Below are 15,476 nucleotides of genomic sequence, written 5' to 3' on the forward strand. Positions count from 1 at the left end.
TTTCTAGCGGGACGACTCTCGGCCAGAGCCGGTCGTTGCGAATGGACTTCGTTAGAGCGGTGCGTCGGGTCAAAATAATTTCACAAAAGGCCATCTATGCTTGCTCGCCGCGCACACTTCTGGCTGTGTTGCATGCCCGGCCAGATTGAGGATTACGAAGAGCTGCTATCCGGCACGCCGATGAGAATTCAACGAGCCAAGGAGCCTTTGAGCAAGTTCGGGCCATACAGCTATATCTTCATCGATAGCCCGAAATGTGACGAGCCAATCGATTTTGTTTTGAAGTCCCTTCTCGACATTCTGGAGCCGTACGCCGAGATGATGCTTGGACTAGACAAATCTCTCTCGGGCATCAATGTAGAAATAAAAAGTACCGATCCGAGATACTCGGAACAGATTGGCTCAGAAACGTTCGTCAGATTCGCGGCACTAAAGCTAGATGTGGCATTTGCTTTTGAGCATGTACCCGAAGACGTTGGAATTTCGTCAAATCTTAGGTAGCGCTCCCCTGAGCAAAGACACGCCGTAAGCGGCCGTTTTGACGCCCTGAATCCACGAGGATGAAAGACCGCAGTGCGCCCGTGCCCGATCTTCGATCGAGTGAACGCTTTCGGATGAGGCCGATGTCTGGAATGGCGCGCACAGCAGCCTTCCCCATAGCAACCCCCAAGCCCAAGCCACTCCCAACCTGATCCGCAGCCCAGCCGCCCCCCCCACAGTCCTCAGGCCTGCTGCACCACCCCAGTCACCGCACCCGCCACCACAGAGCGCCCCCGCCCTCTCTGCTTCGCCTGGTACATCGCCTTGTCCGCCGCGGACAGCAGGTCCTGCGGCGTTTCGTCCCCGCAGCCCACGGCGATGCCGATCGACACCCCCATCACCGTCTCGGACCCCCTCAGCCGCAGCGGCAGCGCAATCGCGTCGATGCAGCGTTGCGCCAGGATCAACGCGGCCCGCTCGGCGGAGTCTTCGAAATCGGCGGCCAGCAGCACGAACTCGTCGCCGCCGATGCGCGCCACGGTGTCGGTCTGGCGCACCAGGCCGAGCAGGCGGCGTGCGACTTCTTCCAGGGCCTCGTCGCCCGCCTCGTGGCCGAGCGTGTCGTTGAGCGCCTTGAACCCGTCGAGGTCGAGGTACAGCACCGCCACCTGGTGGCCGTGCCGCTTGGCGCGCACCAGCGCCTGCTGGAGCCGGTCGTCCAGCAGCTTGCGGTTGGGCAGGCCGGTCAGGCTGTCGTGGTGGGCCAGCCGGGCCAGCGCGGCCTGGTTGTCGACCAGCTTGGCCAGCAGGCGGTTGAAGGCCTGCGTGAGGTGGCCGATCTCGTCGTCGCGCACCACGCGCAGCGGCGCCAGCCCGAGCTCGCCGCGGGTCATGCGGTCGGCCTGGTTGGCGGCGCGCAGCAAGGGCCGCAGCAGCCAGGCCATGATGAAGCCGATCAGGACGAGCACGGCAGCCACCGCGGGCGCGCGCTGCTGCAGGATGAAGGTCTGCATGCGCGCCACCGGCGCCAGCGCTTCCGACACGGGCAGCCGCGCCACCACGAACCACCCGCTGGTCGGCACCGAGGCGATGGCCGAGATCTCGTCGATGCCCTTGGCGTTGCGCGTGGTGCCGCTGCCGCGGTAGCCCGCCATGGCGCGGTCGTGCAGCAGGTTCACGCCGTCGGGCGGGGTCGGCGTGAGCGACATCGACACGTCCGTCGAGGCAACGAAGAGCCGGTCGCGCGGCGACACCACCAGAATGCCGCCGGCCTGGCCCACGCGCCCGGTCTGCAGGTGGTCGAGGAAGCCGTCGGCCGTGAGGTCCGCGGTGCCGACCAGCACGGCGGCCACCTTGCCCGCGGCGTCGCGCACCGGGGTGGTCATGGGCAGCACCGAATGCCGGGACACCGCGGCGGCCCGCGGAACGCCCAGCGCGGGCTTTCCCTGCAGCGCGCTGGCGAATTCCGGACTCTGCGCTGCGAGTTGCCCCTCGCCGTCGAGCCGCCGGCCGGCGGCGTCGGCGACCGCCAGGCCGAGCGGGAACATGGCGTTCAGCGTGCCGCGCTCCGCCAGCCAGGCGTGCAGCTGCTCGGGGCGGGCCAGCAGTTCGGGCGGCAGGGTGACGGCCAGGCGCTGCAGGAACGACAGCCGTTCGCCGAGGTAGTTGTCGACGTCGCGGGCCACGTAGTCGGCCAGGGCCTTCTGCTGGGTCGCCACCGACTGGGTCAGGTCCTGCCGCAGGAAGCGGCTGAGCTGGATGTAGCTGACGGCGGTTCCAAAAATCGCCATCAGCAGGCCCATTGCGAGCAGGCGAACAACCAGACTGTTGGCAGATTTTCTGAAGTTCACTCTGGCGGCAAGTCGTGAAGCGGTGGTGCGGGACTGTATCCCAACCGCCCGATGTGCAAACCGCGGTACTACCCGTTGTGTGCGGCCAGGCCCTCGCGCGCGGGCCGCTGCCGGCGCGACCAGACGAAGATGGCGCCCATGGCCAGCACCAGGAAAGCGCCGAAACCCGCAAGCGTGGGCAGCAGCGGCGCGTCCAGGTAGAGCAGGGCGCCGTACACCGCCAGCATCGCCAGCGAGGCCAGGCTCTCGTTGGCGTTCTGCACCGCGATCGACTGGCCCGGGTGCATGCGCTGCAGCCCACGGCTTTGCAGCAGGGCGTTCATCGGCACCAGCAGCAGGCCAGCCAGCGCGCCGATCAGCACCAGCATCGCGGCGGCCACGGCGGGCCGGGTGACCAGCGTCATGGCCATCACCGCGGCGCCCAGCGCCACGCCCAGCGGCAAGGCGCGCCTGGCGCGTTCCAGCGGAAACCAGCGCGACGCGCCGATGGCGCCGGCCACCATGCCGATGGCCACGGCAATCTGCAGCAGCGCGCCCTGCGACAGCGGCAGCCCCAGCCGCTCGGCCGCCCAGCGAAGCACCAGGAACTGCAGCGTGGCCGACGCGGCCCAGAACAGGCTGGTGACGGCCAGCGAGATGCGCGCATCGGCATCGGCCCACAGCAGCCCCAGCGAGCGCCAGAAGCCGCGCAGCAGCGCCACCGGATGCGCCAGGGCCGCGCGGTCGCGCGCCGGGCTGTGCGGAATGGCCAGGGTGCAGGCGGCGGCCAGCAGGTACACCGCGCCGATGGCGTGCAGGCCCAGGGCGCTGTCGACCAGCGTGCTGCCCAGCGCCACGCCGAACAGGATCGACAGCACCGTGCTCGCCTCCACCCAGCCGTTGGCCCTGACCAGCTGGTCCTGCGGCAGCAGCTCGGGCAGGATGCCGTACTTGGCCGGCGAGTACGCCGCCGCGCCCAGCCCGACCAGCGCATAGGCCACCAGCGGCTGCACGTGCCACAGCAGCAGCGCGCAGCCGCCCAGCTTCACGAGGTTGGTGGCCATCAGCACGCGGCCCTTGGGCGCGGCGTCGGCCACGGCGCCCGCGAAGGCGGCCAGCAGCACGTACGACAGGTAGAAGAACAGGCGCAGCGCGGGCGTCATCCAGCCGGGCGCGTGGCGCTGCGCGAGCAGGCCGATGGCGACGATCAGCAGGGCGTTGTCGGCCAGCGAGCTGAAGAACTGGGCGGAGACGACCGCGCGCAGCGCGCGCCTTGAATGCTGTGCCGGCTGTGCCCGCGTTGAAAGCGGTACAGGCGGTGCAGGCGGAGCAGGCGGCCGCGCCAGAGGCTTCACGCCGCCACGCCGAAGAAGTGCTGGCGGTAGCGCGGGGCAACGTCGTCCAGCCGCAGCATCAGCGGCAGGTCGGCCGTGTTGAAGGCGACGTCGAGCGCCGGCGGGCCGAGCAGGCGCGCGCCGCAGCGCAGGTAGCCCTTGATGAGCGGCGGCGGCGCCGGGGGTGCGGCGTCGCTGTCGGCATCTGCGTCGGGGTCGGTGTCCAGCGGCAGCGCGATGCGGGGCTCGACGCGCCAGCGCTGCTCGACCAGGTGGGTGCGGCACAGCCGGTGCCACAGCCGCGCGGCGCTCAGGCCCTGGTCGTCCAGGCCGATGCTGGCGCAGCCGATCATGGTGTCCAGCCGGTGCTCGACCATGTACTGGCCCAGCGCGGTCCACAGCGCCATGATGACGCTGCCCGAGCGCCATTGCGCGTCCACGCACGAGCGGCCCAGCTCCAGCGCACTGCCGCGCAGCGGCGCGAGCGGTGCCAGGTCGAACTCGGTGTCGGTGTAGAAGCCGCCCGCGCGGCGCGCCGCCTCGGGCGTGAGCACGCGGTAGGTGCCGATGAGCGGGCCGGGGCCGTTCACCGGGTCCACCGCGCGCACCAGCAGGTGGTCGCAGAAGGCGTCGAAGCGGTCGGCGTCGAGGCCGGGCGGCGTGCCTTCGGGCGGCGACAGGCTGGCACCCATCTCCTGCGCGAAGACGCGGTAGCGCAGGCGCTGGGCGTCGCGCAGGTCTTCCTCGCAGTCGGCCCAGCGCGTTTCCAGCACGGGGGCGGGCGTGAAGGCGAAGGCGGTGGTCGTTGTGCCCATGGGCATGCGCTCTTTCATGCGGTGGCTCTTCAGTTGGAAGGGGGATAGCGGTCGACCAGGCGGTTCTGCCGCCGGTTGAGCCGCGCGAGCGCCAGCAGGCCGATGGGCCGCACGCCGGCCTTGCGCTGCGCCGCGCCAATGGCGAACAGCAGCCGCTGCTTGGCGAAGACCATGCGAAAGCCCTGCACCACGCCGGTGTCGGGGTCCCAGGCCTCGATGGCCTCGGAGCCCGCGCCGTTGATCTCCATGATGGTGAACCCGCGCCCCGCGCCCAGTTCGCGCAGGCTGTCGTAGCGCACGTCGAAGCGGCCGAAATGAAACTCGGGCATGTCGCGCGCCACGGCATCGATGGCGCGCACCAGCTCCGGCGTGATGAGCGCCACGCCGTCGCGGTACAGCCCGCCCACGCGCGTGGAGCCGATGGTGGCCAGCCGCACCTGCTGGCCGGCCGCGGGCACGCTGTCGGGCGGCACGCTGCACTGGTGGCGCGGCGAGCGCCCGATGCGCCGGGCGCGCACGTCGCCCGCCACGAGTTCGGCCACGGTGCTGCGCCCGTCGCCCGTCACGCGCGGAAAGTAGCGCAGCGCCAGCCCGATGATGCGGCCCTCGCCCGTGGCCGGGTCGCGCGCATAGAAGATGCCGGCCTCGCCCTCCTGCGGCAGGTAGCGCTGCAGCACCACGGTCTCGCCGGTGGGGAACGCCGCCAGGTACGCCTGCAGTTCGCCCATGCCGTGCAGCAGGCGCACGCCGTAGCCGCACAGGCCCAGGTCGGGCTTCGCGACCACCGGGAACGCGAGGCCGCTGCCGGCCATGGCTTGCTGCAGCGAAGCCGGCGTGGCCGCACCGTCGTTGAACACCGCGCAATGCGCGGCCGTGACCGAGCGCGCCAGCGGCCCCATGCCGCGGAAGTATTCGAGCTTGCCTTCGCCCACGAGCCCGCCCGAGGTCAGGTGCGGGTTGGCCGCCGAAGGCACCGTGGGCCCGCCGTAGCGCAGCGACAGCCACAGCCACTGCACCACCAGCGGCACGCAGATGAGCCACTTGGGCATGCGCTCGAGCACGCTGCATGCGCGCACCTCGGCCAGCCGGCCGGTGTCCACGCCAAGGTCGGCCGCGCCGAGCCGGGCGGCCATCAGGCGGCCTCCGGTGCCTGCGTGGCGACAAGGCCCACGGCGGCGATGCGGTCGATGTGCGCGTACACGGGCCGCTCCAGCTCCTCGCCGAACACGTCGGGGTCGATCTCGGTGTACGACCAGTCCGTGCCCGAGGCGGCCAGCAGCGGGCGCATCTCGGCCAGGAACGGGTCTTCGCCGTCGACCATGGCCACGCCCGTGTACAGCAGCAGCTGCCCGCCCGGCGCCAGCCGTTTCAGCGAATCGGCCGCGATGCGCGCGCTCAGCGCCCGCCCGAGCCGCGTGCCGCCGTGGCGGTAGGCGCGCTGCGCGGCGTCGTCGAGGTACGGCGGGTTCGACACGATGAGGTCGAACGCACCGTCGACCGCCGACAGCGCATCGCCCTGCGCCAGCGTCACGGGCACGCCGGCCACTTCGGCGTTGGCGGCGGTGTACTGCAGCGCGAGCGGGTTGATGTCGTTCATGACCACCGTGGCCACGATGCCCATGGCCGCCAGCGCGCGCGCCACGGCGATGCCGCCCGCGCCGCTGCCGCAGCCCACGTCGAGCACGCGCAGCGGCGGCTGCTGTGGCTTGCGTGCGTGCTGCGTGTGGCGTGGCGCCAGCGCATGCCCGATGAAGCGCGCGAAGCGGCTGGTGTCGGGGCCGAAGAACACGGCGTTCTCCTCCACCGTCGGGTACGCCGAGTGAAGGAACAGGTCGTCCCCCAGGCTGGCGATGCGCACGGTGCTGCGCAGCAGCGAGCCGGTGCGCGCGACGACGCCGGCATGCTCCATCGCGGCCAGCAGTTCCGGCGGCACGGTGCGCGCCTCGAACGGCAGGTTCCAGCCGAAGATGTCCCGCAGCGTGGCGCCCGGCTCGCGCCCGCGGCGGGCCAGCACGCGCTGGTGCGTGAGCGGCGTGACGGTCGTGAAACGGTAGCCCGTGGCCGCCACCTGGCGCAGCAGGCCGGCCGCGTTCAGCATGCGGCGACCTCCTCGGCGTGCAGGGCTTCGTCGAGGTGCGCGCCGTAGCGCGCGAAGCAGCGCTCGCCGCACACCAGCCGCATGAGCGCGCCCTCGGCAATGAACTGGCCGCAGGCCGGGTCGGCCGCCACCAGCGGGTGGATCACTTCGCGCAGCCATGCGCGCGCGTGCGACACGTCGAGCGCCGCGTGCAGGTCGAAATAGGCGCGCGCCCGCCCGCTCAGGCCCAGGCGCCGCATGCCCGCCGCCACCTGCTTCACGCGCCCCGGCGCGGTGAGCTCGATGACGCCGAGCGCGCCGACGGCGTGGTAGCCGTAGCGCCGCGTGGTGGCCAGGCCGACCATGGTGTTGGCGAGCGCCAGCGACTCCCACACGGTGGTGTCGATCGACGGACGCAGCCCCAGTTCGCCCACCATGTGCTCGAGCATCTGGCCGTGCATGGCGCTTTGCTTGCCGTGGCCCATCTCGTCCCAGAAGTTGCGCGCGCACTCGAGCTTGGGCCGGGGCGGCAGCTTGACCTGGGTGTAGGCCAGCAGGTCTTCGAAGCCCGCCTCGCCCGCGGCCTCCTGCGTGAGGAACCAGCGCATCTGCGGCAGCGTGGCCTCCTGCGCCAGCCGGTCGAACAGCGCGTGGTTCTGGCCCGGGCCGGTGTGCGCGAGCTGCGCGAACCAGCTCACGAAGTGGTCTGCATTGCCGGCCGAGCCCGCGGCCGTCACCTGCACCGTGGCGCGCAGGTCTTCGAGGAAGCGGCCTTCCAGCAGCCGGTATTCGTGTTCGCGCGCGAGTTCGTCCTGCCATCGGGGCGAAGGAATGCCGAGCTTCAGCCGCTCGGCATTGAAACGGGCCAGCCGCCGATGAAGTGAGGTGTTCGTCTCCGGGGTCTTCTGAGCAGGCATGGCCGGTCCTTGTCACCGCTGGGCAAAAGGGCAGCGTGCGCCTTTGCGCAGCGGCTGTCCGTCAGACAGCGGCTACAAATTCGCTCCCCGCTCCGGGGGGAGGGCGCTCAGGTCGCCCAGATCCGCGGAGTGGCCGCGGGCAGCTGCCAGAGCTCGCTGCGCCATGCCTGCCACACCTGCCGCAGCAGCTGCATCGCGGGCTCGACCACGGGCGCGAGCACGCGCAGCACCACCACCTCGGCATGCGGGCTGGTGGCGCCGGCGTTGTCGAACAGGGGGCTCGCCTCGAGCAGCGTGCGCGCATGCGCGAGCAGCGCGTCGCGCCGCGCGCGGGCCACCGGCGAGCCCGCCACGAAGAACAGCGAGGCCATGCAGCGGTGGCCGCCCAGGCCGATGGGGCTTTGCAGCAGCCGGTGGTCGGCCGCGTCGATGCGCCCGCGCTCCAGCCACAGGCCGGGTACCTCGATGTGCTGCAGGTAGGTACCCCGTTCGAAGGGCTGGTTGGCGTTGGGCAGGCCGAGCGCGGTCACGTCCCAGCCGATCAGCTCGGCGCCGGGCGCGACCTCGATCGCGAGGCGGTTCTCCGCCTGGCAGCCGCTGTAGCAGATGGCCTCCAGCGGCAGCCATTCGAGCCGCGCGCCGGCCGCGAGCCGGATGCGCGTGCGCTGCAGCGCGAGCTCGCCTTCGGAACGGTAGAAGCGCGAGGCACCGGGCGTGGTGATGAGGCCGTGGCTGCCGTCGGCGGCCTCGATGTCGATGTCCAGCGTGTCGCCGCCCACCAGGCCGCCGGGCGGGTGCACCAGCACGTTGTGGCAGACGGTGTCGCCCTCGGGGTAGAGGCTTTGCAGGATGCGCAGCGGGCCGTCGTGGCGAAAGCGGGCGACGGTGCGGGCGGCTTCGTTTTGGTAGGAGAGATGGAGACGGGCGTGCCAGGGCATGCGGCGAGTCTCGCATGGGGCGTATGAGGGACGCACCCGGCGCGTCCGGGGGGCATACGGGGCTTGCTTACGAGGCGGTGCGCACCGACGATCTCTGCTTCTTCATCTCGGCCGCCGCCTTCACCACCACGTCTTTCAGTTCCCGGACCATGAGGCTGCCCTGCATGGCGCTGGTGGTGAGGAAGCTCACCGGTGGAAGGTTCCACCCCAGCCGGTAAGGCAGGGCTCGCCAATGGCCCTTGGCCTCCATGTCGTCCACGACGTCGCGCGAAAGAATGGAGATGGCATTGGGCTCGTCGCGCAGGGCGGTCTCCAGGGTCCTGATGGAGGTGGACTCCAGCATGGGCACGGGCGGCTGCACGCCCGCGCCGACGAAGACGGCGTTGTAGGTGCGCCGCATCGGCGTGTTCAGCGGCGGAAGTATCCAGTCGAGCCTGGCCAGGCCGGCCCAGTCCAGCGGGCCGCGCGACAGTCTCCTGGCGCTCTTGGCGGACACCACGAGGCAGGGCTCCTGCTCGTAGAACGCCTCCTGCACGAGGCCGGTGGCGTCGCCGTCGTAGGAGCGGCCGATGGCGCAGTCCAGCTCCCCCGCGAGCAGCAGTCCCACCAGCTCGTCGGTGGTGCCTTCGCGCACCATCGCCGCGACGCGTGGCGTGCGGTGCAGCAGGTGGTCGAGCAGGGCAGAGATGAACTTCTGCGGCACCTGCTGCGTGAGCCCGATGCGCACCCGGCCGCCACGGCCTGCTTCGTACGACGACAGCACCTGGGCGGTCGCTTCCAGTTCCGCCAGGCCGCGCTTCGCATAGGCCAGCACCGCCTCGCCGCTGGGCGTGGGAACCAGGCCGCGACTGGTCCGCTGGAAGATCGCGCTGCCGAAGATCTCCTCGACCTCCTTGAGCGCCTTGGTCACCGCGGGTTGGCTCACGCGCATCTCGGCGGCGACCCTGCCCAGCGTTCGATGCCGGTCGATGCGTTGCAGCAACGCAAGTTGCCGCAGCTTCAAGCGGGACAAAAGCGCCTGGTGCAGCACCTCGGCGGGATCGCGGAAGGAAGACAAGCCATAACTCCAGGGTTATCGGTGCATCAGTTTATAGGTGCTTTTCTTGAATTGACCGGCCTAGACTTTCTTCATGACATCGCCGTGCAACATCAATGACCTCGATCTGGACCTCCTCGCGGCCTGCGCCACGCCGGGGGAGGGAATGGCGGCGATCGATGCGCTGCGGCGCAGGATCGCACCGCAGTCGATCTTCAGCATCCAGCAGAACGTGACGACCGCGCGCGATGCGGCGGGCGAGGTGCTCCTGCGCCGTTTCCATTCGTCGGAGGCCGAGAGCTTTCCGGTCAACGGCGCCAAGCGCAAGACACGGACGCCATGGACCGAATGCCTCTTTGTCGAGGGGCGCGCCTTCATCGGCGAAGGAGAGCAGGTGCTCGCGCAGCACTTCGACGACTTCGAGCAGATGCGTGCGATGGGCTTGCGCAGCGTGATCAATGTGCCGCTCATGCAGGGCACGCTGTGCTACGCGACCTTCAATGTCTTCGGCACCCGCGACCGCTGGCTGCCGGGCGAGGTCCTCGGCATTCGGCTGCTGGCGCTCGCAGCCGCGCGCTGGGTGCCGGCCATGCCCGGGCTTTCCTACCGGTTCACGGGTTTGCCTGCCGTTCCCGCCATCGCCGCGATCCCCGCGATCCTCGCCATTTCCGGTATTTCCGGCATTTCCGCCATGGATGCGCGAGTGCGCTGAAGGAGTACTTCCATGCCCGTAACCGCCTTGCATCACTTCACCATCCGCTGCGCGCCGCAAGAGCTGCCGCCGCTGCTGGACTTCTACACCCGCGTGCTGCGCCTGGAGGCCGGGCGGCGGCCCGAGATTCCCGCGCCGGGCGCCTGGCTCTATGCCGAAGGCCAGCCGATCGTGCACCTGTTCGCGCACCTGTCGACGCCGGACGCGCCCGTGCAGCCGGTCACCGGGCATGTCGACCACATCTCGTTCCGTTCGCACGGGCTGCGGGAGATGCGCGCGCACCTGCGCGAGCTGGGCGTGCCCTTCAGCGAGGCGCCGATTCCCGGCTGGGACATCCAGCAGCTGTTCTTGCATGACCCGCGCGGACTGAAGATCGAGATGACTTTCTGGCTGGACCAGGAAGAAGGTGTGGGACAGAGCATGGAAGAAGGTTTGGAAGAGGGCGTGGAAGGCAGCGCGCCATGACCGAATTCCTGCAGGCCGGCGAGGTGCGCATCGCCTTCGACCGGGCCGGCGAAGGCCCGCCGCTGGTGCTCATGCACGGCGCGGAAGCCACGCGGCAGATGTTCGCGGCGCTGGTGCCGCACCTGGCGAGCCACTTCACCGTCATCACCTACGACCAGCGCGACTGCGGCGAAACCGAAGCACCGGAACAGGCCAGCACGCTGTCGGACCTCGCGAACGATGCGCAGCGGCTGATCGGCGGACTGGGCTTCAGGCGCGCGCATGTGTTCGGGTCGTCCTTCGGGGGACGGGTGGCGCAGGCGCTGGCCCTGATGCATCCGCGTGCCGTCGATCACCTGGTGCTGGGCAGCACCTGGCCGCTGCCGAGGCCGCTGGAAGAACTCTGCCCCGACGCACGTCGCCTGGCCGAGGTTCGGCGCGGCCTTCCCGGCACCGCCGAAGAGCTGGCGACATGGTTCTTCCCCGAGGCTTTCCTGGCGCAGCGGCCCGAGTTGCGGCGCTTCTTCGCCAACGCGCGGCCCGCGTCGCCACGGTCCGCGCGCCGCGCCGCCACCGTCCAGACCGCGCTCGACAGCGGCGTGGCCGACATCGTGGCGCCCACGCTGCTGCTGGCCGGCGAACTCGATCGCGTGGTGCCGCCGAGCGTGACCCTTGCCATGGCGGCCCGCATCCGCAATGCCGACGCCGTGCTGCTGCCCGCGGTGGGCCACGTGACGGCGATGCAGGCGCCCGAGGCCCTCGCCCGGCACATGGTTCATTTCTTGAAGCCCACAGGAGCCGACGCATGAACGCACCCCTGCGCCCCGACTACATCCGCATCGAGGGCCTGTCCAAGAACTTCGGAGGCGGCACCGACGGCGTGCTCGCGCTCAAGGACATCGACTGCACCATCGCGCAGGGCAGCTTCGTCACCATCGTCGGGCCGAGCGGCTGTGGCAAGAGCACGCTGCTGCGCATCCTGGCCGGGCTTCTCGACTACAGCATGGGCACGGTGATGCTCGACGGCCAGCCCATCCGCGGCACGCGCCGCGACGTGGGGGTGGTGTTCCAGAGTTCCATCCTGCTGCCGTGGCGCACCATCCTGGAGAACGTGATGCTGCCGGCGGAGGTGCTGGGCCTGGACAGGAAGAAGGCCCGCGACCGCGCCATGCAGCTGCTGCAGATGGTCCGGCTCGAAGGCTTCGAACACAAGCTGCCGCGCCAGCTCAGCGGCGGCATGCAGCAGCGCGCCTCCATCGCGCGGGCACTGCTGCACGACCCGAAGATCCTGCTGATGGACGAGCCCTTCGGCGCGCTCGATGCCATGACGCGCGAGCGGATGAACCTCGAGCTGCAACGCATCTGGATGGAAAGCGGCAAGACCGTGGTGCTGATCACGCACTCCATTCCCGAGGCCGTGTTCCTGGGCGACAAGGTGTTCGTGATGTCGCCGCGCCCCGGCACGCTGGAGCGGGTGCTGCCCATCGACCTGCCGCGCCCCCGCACCATGGACGCGATGTCGCACCCCCGCTTCGCGTCGGCCTCCGCCTCGATCCGCGAGCGCTTTTCGCACGCTGCCTCGTTTGACTGAAAGGGCGCTCCCATGACCACCGCCATGCTGAACTCTTCCCAAGCCGCGCCGTCCACCGGTGTTGCTGCGGCGCCCCTAGCGTCAGTCGTGGGATCGCCGCCGCGCCGACGCTTCAACCCGCTCGCGTCCACCCGCGTGCAATCCATCCTGCTGCTGGCCGCGCTGCTGGGCTCGTGGGAGGCGGCCGTTCGGCTGTTCAAGGTGCCGCAGCACCTGGTGCCGCCGGTCAGCGACATCGCGGTCGCGCTGTGGCGCGGCCTGGCCACCGGGCCGATGGCGAAGGACGGCTTCTGGTACCACGGCGGCGTCACCCTCGCGGAGATCCTGCTGGGCTTTTTCGTCGGTGGCGGCATCGGGCTCGCGATAGGCATCGTGATCTCGCAGATGCCGCGGCTGGAGGCGCTGCTGGAGCCCTACGTGGCGGCGCTGCAGAGCGTGCCCAAGGTGGCGGTGGCGCCCATCATCGTGGTGTGGCTCGGCTTCGGCATCAGCTCCAAGGTCGTCATCATCTGCCTGCTGACGTTCTTCCCGGTGCTGGTGACCAGCATCGCGGGCTTCAAGGCGGTGGACACCGACCGCATCGACCTGCTGCGCTCGCTGTCCGCGTCGTCCTGGCAGATCTTTCGCAAGGCCAAGTTCCCCACCGCGCTGCCGTACATCTTCGCGGGCCTCAACATGGCCGCCGCCTTCAGCGTGGTGGGCGCCGTGGTCGGCGAGTTCGTGGGCGCGCAGGCCGGGCTGGGCGTGCTGATCCTGCAGATGGAAGCGCAGGCCGACACCGGCGGCAGCTTTGCGGTGTGCATCGTGCTCTCGGTCATCGGCATCCTGCTGACATCGGCGTTGCGCCGCGTGCAGCGGCGGGTCTTGCACTGGATGCCGGCCGATACCTCCCAGCGCCCGGTGAACACCTGAACCGGCGACACCCCGAGCCATCTTTTCCTGAAGGAGCACAGCGATGTTGACGAGACGTGATCTTGGCCTGGGCCTCGGTGCCTGGGCCCTTGCGACCGGACTGCCGGCACTGGCGCAGAGCGTGCGCGTGATGAAGCTGGCGAACACGGCGGCGGTGAACGACCCGCAGCAGTGCTTTGTCACGGCGGGCCAGCATCCGCGGCTCAACTTCTACAAGCCCGCCGGCGTGGACCCGGAGTACGTCAACATGTCGAGCATGACGCAGGCGCTGCAAAGCCTGCGCGCCGGGCATGTGGATTTCGGGCCCGCGGTGCCGGGCATCCTGCTCCCCGCAATGGCGAAGGACCCGTCGCTGGACCTTGTGAGCGTCTACAAGTGGCTGCCGGGCAATGCCAACACGGTGGTGGTCAAGCCGGGCAGCCCGATCAAGTCGGTGGCGGACCTCGTGGGCAAGCGCATTGGCGTGCGCAGCCAGGGCGACGCGGGCATCGTCGTCACCAAGACCATGCTGGGCGAACTGGGGCTGAAGGACGACACGTGCGAATACATCGCGATCGGCGACGGCGCGCCCGCCGGGGCGGCGATCGACAACGACCGGGTGGACGCCATGGTGGCCTTCGACACCGCCACGGCGCGCATCGAACTGGTGGGCACCCGACTGCGGTATGTGCCGCTCACGCCCAGGTTCGCGCGCTTGGGTTCGGGCTGGTTGTGCGTGCCGCGCAAGCTGCTGAAAGATGAGCGCAAGTCGCTGGTGGCCCTGTTCCAGGGCATGGCGAAGTCGACCATTTTCTCGAACGCCAACCTCGATGCGGCCATCGACCTGCACTGGGCGGTCTACCCCGAGAGCAAGCCCAAGGGCCGCAGCGAAGACGAAGCCCGCAAGGAGCTGGCGTTCATCCTCAAGGACCGCAAGAACAGCTGGATGCGCCGCCCCGACGACCCCGACCAGCGCATGGGCGCTTCTTCGCTGGCCGAGTGGAACTCGAACATCGAGATGGCCGCGGAAAGCAGCAAGAACCCCAAGCTGGGCAAGGAGCTGGGCGACCCGAACCGCCTGTTCACGAACGACCTGGTCGACGAGATCAACAACTTCGACAAGCAGGCGGTGATCCGGATGGCCAGGGACTTCAAGCTGTAGACAACGGCAACACGCCCATGCCGCCGAACGGGTACCCACGCTCAACACTCAGGAGCCGCACCATGAATGTCCTAGTCTCCGGCGCCAGCATGGCCGGCCTTTCCGCCGCCTACTGGTTCGCCCACCTTGGCCACCGGGTGACCGTGGTCGAGCGTTCGGATGGCCTGCGCCCCGGCGGTGCGCCCATCGACGTTCGCGGACGGGCGCTCGGCACGGCGCAGCGGATGGGAATTCTCCAGAGGATCGACGACGAGAAGGTCGTGGTCTCGCAGCCGGCGCCGGTGCTCGACGCCAAGGGAATGCAGGTGGCCACGCTCGACCTGCGGTGGTTCGCCAACGAGACCGACGACGACATCGAGATCTCGCGCGATCGTCTCAACAACATCCTGCTGGGTCTCATCCCGAAAGAGGTCAAGTTCCGCTTCGAGGTGTCCATCGCGTCGCTCGTGGATGACCAGGACGGCCAGGGCGGCGTGGACGTGGCCCTGACCGATGGCTCGCAAGGCCGCTACGACCTCGTGGTGGGTGCCGACGGCCTGCACTCCAACGTGCGCAAGCTCGCCTTCGGGCCCGAGAAGAACTACGTGCGGCACTTCGGCTACTACGTGGCGCTGCTCGACCTGCCGAAGGAGCGTGAGTGGTCCCGCGGCATGCTCAACGTGCCCGGCCTGAAGATCAGCGTGCGCAACGCGGGCGACGGACCGCAGGCCATGATGATCGCCGCCAGCCCCGAGATCGACTACGACCACCGCGACCTTGCCGCGCACCGGAAGATCATCGATGGCTTCCTGTCGCGCGTGGATGCGTGGCAGGTGCCCGCGATACGCGCGGCGTTCATGGACCCCGCCGCCAAGGGCTTCTACTTCGACTCGGTGAGCCAGACCCACATGCCGAGCTGGACCCAGGGCAACGTGGCCGTCATTGGCGATGCGGGCCACTGCGCGGCCCTGCTGTCAGGCATGGGGACCACGCTGGCCATGGTGTCCGCGGAAACGCTCGCGAGAACCTGGAGCGATTGCAACGGCGACATGTCCGCCGCATCCCCCCTCTATCACGAGAGCCTGCGCCCCTACGTCGCGCAGTGCCAGGCCTTCGCGCACGAAGGCGCGCCGATCATGGTGCCCATGACGCAGGAGGCGCTCGACCAGCGCAACGCGAGCTTCCGCAGCTGCGCCGAAAAATCAGCGGCATCGTTGGCTGCAACAGCCGTCGAGGGCAGCGACCGGGTTCGCGCCTGAGTTCGCGCCTGA

16 protein-coding genes are annotated in these 15,476 nt (G+C 69.6%); 8 read left to right on the forward strand and 8 right to left on the reverse strand.

Annotation, left to right across the window (positions count from 1 at the left end; all coding sequences use genetic code 11):
• Nucleotides 1-132: 132 nt before the first annotated feature.
• Complete coding sequence (locus BM004_RS22545; protein ID WP_143072478.1) at nt 133-501, forward strand: hypothetical protein; 369 nt, start codon at nt 133-135, stop codon at nt 499-501.
• 221 nt (nt 502-722) lie between these two features.
• Here the strand turns inward: BM004_RS22545 and BM004_RS22550 are convergent, their stop codons facing one another.
• The 8 genes from BM004_RS22550 to BM004_RS22585 form a co-directional block, all read right to left on the reverse strand.
• Nucleotides 723-2,270: a GGDEF domain-containing protein gene (locus BM004_RS22550; protein ID WP_256219995.1), complete on the reverse strand. Its 1,548-nt coding sequence runs from the start codon at nt 2,268-2,270 to the stop codon at nt 723-725.
• A gap of 128 nt (nt 2,271-2,398) precedes the next feature.
• Nucleotides 2,399-3,664, reverse strand: coding sequence for a lysophospholipid transporter LplT (lplT, locus tag BM004_RS22555; protein WP_093216919.1), 1,266 nt, complete (start codon nt 3,662-3,664; stop codon nt 2,399-2,401).
• Nucleotides 3,661-4,476 carry a GNAT family N-acetyltransferase gene (locus BM004_RS22560; protein WP_256219996.1) on the reverse strand — a complete coding sequence of 272 codons (816 nt, stop codon included), beginning with the start codon at nt 4,474-4,476 and terminating at the stop codon, nt 3,661-3,663. Before BM004_RS22560 ends, lplT begins: the two co-directional genes overlap by 4 nt.
• A gap of 11 nt (nt 4,477-4,487) precedes the next feature.
• Nucleotides 4,488-5,591, reverse strand: coding sequence for a hypothetical protein (locus tag BM004_RS22565; protein ID WP_093216920.1), 1,104 nt, complete (start codon nt 5,589-5,591; stop codon nt 4,488-4,490).
• A complete protein-coding gene (locus BM004_RS22570) occupies nt 5,591-6,556 on the reverse strand; it encodes a methyltransferase (protein ID WP_093216923.1) in 966 nt (321 codons plus the stop codon). The genes BM004_RS22565 and BM004_RS22570 overlap by 1 nt, the downstream gene beginning before the upstream one ends.
• The gene (locus BM004_RS22575) at nt 6,550-7,452 is read right to left on the reverse strand and encodes an iron-containing redox enzyme family protein (RefSeq protein ID WP_093216925.1); all 903 of its coding nucleotides are present in this window, start codon (nt 7,450-7,452) and stop codon (nt 6,550-6,552) included. The genes BM004_RS22570 and BM004_RS22575 overlap by 7 nt, the downstream gene beginning before the upstream one ends.
• Nucleotides 7,453-7,559: 107 nt before the next feature.
• A complete protein-coding gene (locus BM004_RS22580; RefSeq protein WP_093216928.1) occupies nt 7,560-8,390 on the reverse strand; it encodes an urease accessory protein UreD in 831 nt (276 codons plus the stop codon).
• 67 nt (nt 8,391-8,457) lie between these two features.
• Nucleotides 8,458-9,447, reverse strand: coding sequence for a LysR family transcriptional regulator (locus BM004_RS22585; RefSeq protein ID WP_093130197.1), 990 nt, complete (start codon nt 9,445-9,447; stop codon nt 8,458-8,460).
• Between the two features lie 73 nt (nt 9,448-9,520).
• Between BM004_RS22585 and BM004_RS22590 the strand changes: the two genes are divergently transcribed.
• The 7 genes from BM004_RS22590 to BM004_RS22620 all read left to right on the forward strand — a co-directional run bounded on the left by BM004_RS22590 (nt 9,521) and on the right by BM004_RS22620 (nt 15,464).
• Nucleotides 9,521-10,138 (forward strand): hypothetical protein, encoded by a 618-nt coding sequence (locus BM004_RS22590; protein WP_093216930.1) that lies wholly within the window; start codon nt 9,521-9,523, stop codon nt 10,136-10,138.
• Nucleotides 10,139-10,150: 12 nt separating this feature from the next.
• Complete coding sequence (locus BM004_RS22595; RefSeq protein WP_143072479.1) at nt 10,151-10,603, forward strand: VOC family protein; 453 nt, start codon at nt 10,151-10,153, stop codon at nt 10,601-10,603.
• Entirely contained in the window at nt 10,600-11,391 is a 792-nt protein-coding gene (locus BM004_RS22600) for an alpha/beta fold hydrolase (RefSeq protein WP_093216936.1), read from the forward strand. Before BM004_RS22595 ends, BM004_RS22600 begins: the two co-directional genes overlap by 4 nt.
• Nucleotides 11,388-12,173 carry an ABC transporter ATP-binding protein gene (locus BM004_RS22605; RefSeq protein ID WP_093130193.1) on the forward strand — a complete coding sequence of 262 codons (786 nt, stop codon included), beginning with the start codon at nt 11,388-11,390 and terminating at the stop codon, nt 12,171-12,173. Before BM004_RS22600 ends, BM004_RS22605 begins: the two co-directional genes overlap by 4 nt.
• A 12-nt stretch (nt 12,174-12,185) precedes the next feature.
• Nucleotides 12,186-13,085 carry an ABC transporter permease gene (locus BM004_RS22610; protein ID WP_093216938.1) on the forward strand — a complete coding sequence of 300 codons (900 nt, stop codon included), beginning with the start codon at nt 12,186-12,188 and terminating at the stop codon, nt 13,083-13,085.
• A 43-nt stretch (nt 13,086-13,128) separates the two neighbouring features.
• Nucleotides 13,129-14,226 (forward strand): ABC transporter substrate-binding protein, encoded by a 1,098-nt coding sequence (locus BM004_RS22615; RefSeq protein WP_093216941.1) that lies wholly within the window; start codon nt 13,129-13,131, stop codon nt 14,224-14,226.
• A gap of 62 nt (nt 14,227-14,288) precedes the next feature.
• A complete protein-coding gene (locus BM004_RS22620) occupies nt 14,289-15,464 on the forward strand; it encodes an FAD-dependent monooxygenase (RefSeq protein WP_177206572.1) in 1,176 nt (391 codons plus the stop codon).
• Nucleotides 15,465-15,476: the final 12 nt, after the last annotated feature.

Origin of the sequence: Variovorax sp. OK212 (assembly GCF_900112425.1) — a bacterium.
Taxonomy (GTDB): domain Bacteria; phylum Pseudomonadota; class Gammaproteobacteria; order Burkholderiales; family Burkholderiaceae_C; genus Variovorax.

Coding starts and splice junctions, on each gene's coding strand:
- BM004_RS22595 (WP_143072479.1), top strand. CDS start 10,151: ATGCCCGTAACCGCCTTGCATCACTTCACCATCCGCTGCGCGCCGCAA.
- BM004_RS22610 (WP_093216938.1), top strand. CDS start 12,186: ATGACCACCGCCATGCTGAACTCTTCCCAAGCCGCGCCGTCCACCGGT.
- BM004_RS22620 (WP_177206572.1), top strand. CDS start 14,289: ATGAATGTCCTAGTCTCCGGCGCCAGCATGGCCGGCCTTTCCGCCGCC.
- BM004_RS22565 (WP_093216920.1), bottom strand. CDS start 5,591: ATGGCCGCCCGGCTCGGCGCGGCCGACCTTGGCGTGGACACCGGCCGG.
- BM004_RS22590 (WP_093216930.1), top strand. CDS start 9,521: ATGACATCGCCGTGCAACATCAATGACCTCGATCTGGACCTCCTCGCG.
- BM004_RS22575 (WP_093216925.1), bottom strand. CDS start 7,452: ATGCCTGCTCAGAAGACCCCGGAGACGAACACCTCACTTCATCGGCGG.
- BM004_RS22615 (WP_093216941.1), top strand. CDS start 13,129: ATGTTGACGAGACGTGATCTTGGCCTGGGCCTCGGTGCCTGGGCCCTT.
- BM004_RS22605 (WP_093130193.1), top strand. CDS start 11,388: ATGAACGCACCCCTGCGCCCCGACTACATCCGCATCGAGGGCCTGTCC.
- BM004_RS22570 (WP_093216923.1), bottom strand. CDS start 6,556: ATGCTGAACGCGGCCGGCCTGCTGCGCCAGGTGGCGGCCACGGGCTAC.
- BM004_RS22560 (WP_256219996.1), bottom strand. CDS start 4,476: ATGAAAGAGCGCATGCCCATGGGCACAACGACCACCGCCTTCGCCTTC.
- BM004_RS22580 (WP_093216928.1), bottom strand. CDS start 8,390: ATGCCCTGGCACGCCCGTCTCCATCTCTCCTACCAAAACGAAGCCGCC.
- BM004_RS22545 (WP_143072478.1), top strand. CDS start 133: ATGCCCGGCCAGATTGAGGATTACGAAGAGCTGCTATCCGGCACGCCG.
- BM004_RS22550 (WP_256219995.1), bottom strand. CDS start 2,270: ATGGCGATTTTTGGAACCGCCGTCAGCTACATCCAGCTCAGCCGCTTC.
- BM004_RS22600 (WP_093216936.1), top strand. CDS start 10,600: ATGACCGAATTCCTGCAGGCCGGCGAGGTGCGCATCGCCTTCGACCGG.